This is a genomic window from Mesorhizobium sp. M7A.F.Ca.AU.001.01.1.1, from assembly GCF_004022735.1.
GTDB classification, from domain to species: domain Bacteria; phylum Pseudomonadota; class Alphaproteobacteria; order Rhizobiales; family Rhizobiaceae; genus Mesorhizobium; species Mesorhizobium ciceri.
The window spans coordinates 1-791 of record NZ_RZPF01001266.1; the positions used below are offsets into that span (position 1 = coordinate 1).

General features: G+C 62.2%; 1 protein-coding gene and 1 pseudogene. Both read left to right on the forward strand.

The window, feature by feature from the left end:
* Nucleotides 1–419, forward strand: a pseudogene (locus tag EN884_RS37555) (glucose-1-phosphate adenylyltransferase); the annotation flags it as partial.
* Nucleotides 420–422: 3 nt separating this feature from the next.
* On the forward strand, nucleotides 423–791 hold a 369-nt coding region (locus EN884_RS37560; protein WP_206617779.1), incomplete at its 3' end, for a glycogen/starch synthase.

Consider the following 791-nt stretch of genomic DNA (forward strand, 5'->3'; position numbering starts at 1 on the left):
ACCTGACCGATATCACGCCGGAACTCGACCTCTACGACCGCGACTGGCCGATCTGGACCTATGCCGAATTGAAGCCGCCGGCAAAGTTCGTGCATGACGAGGATGGCCGCCGCGGTTCGGCTGTGTCTTCGCTGGTTTCGGGCGATTGCATCGTCTCGGGGGCTTCGCTGAAAAAAAGCCTGATCTTCACCGGCGCGCGCATCAATTCCTATTCGACGCTCGAAGAAGTCGTCATGCTGCCCGACGTTCATGTCGGCCGGAACGCAAAGTTGAAGCGCGTGGTCATCGACCATGGTGTTAGGATACCGGAAGGGCTGGTGGTCGGCGAAGATCCTATTCTCGACGCCAAGCGCTTCCGCGTTTCCGAAAAGGGCATCTGCCTGGTCACCCAGGACATGATCGACAAGCTGGGGCTCTGACGCATGCAGGTTCTGTCGGTCACGCCGGAAATTTTCCCGCTCATCAAGACCGGTGGGCTTGCCGACGTGACCGGCGCGCTGCCCATTGCCTTGGCGGCCAAGGGCGTGACCGTGCGCACGCTCATGCCCGGCTTTCCGACCGTCATGGCTGCCTTCAAGAAAAAGCGGGCGGTTCTGCAATACCCCTTGCTGCAGGGCGGCAAGGCCTCTGTCCATTCCGTCCAACTCGCCGGGCTCGAACTGTTCGTGCTCGATGCGCCGCATCTGTTCGACCGTCCCGGCGGCCCCTATGGCAATGCGACCGGCGTCGACTGGCCAGACAATTGGCGGCGTTTCGCGGCGTTGAGCCAGGTCGGCGGCGACATCGCCGGC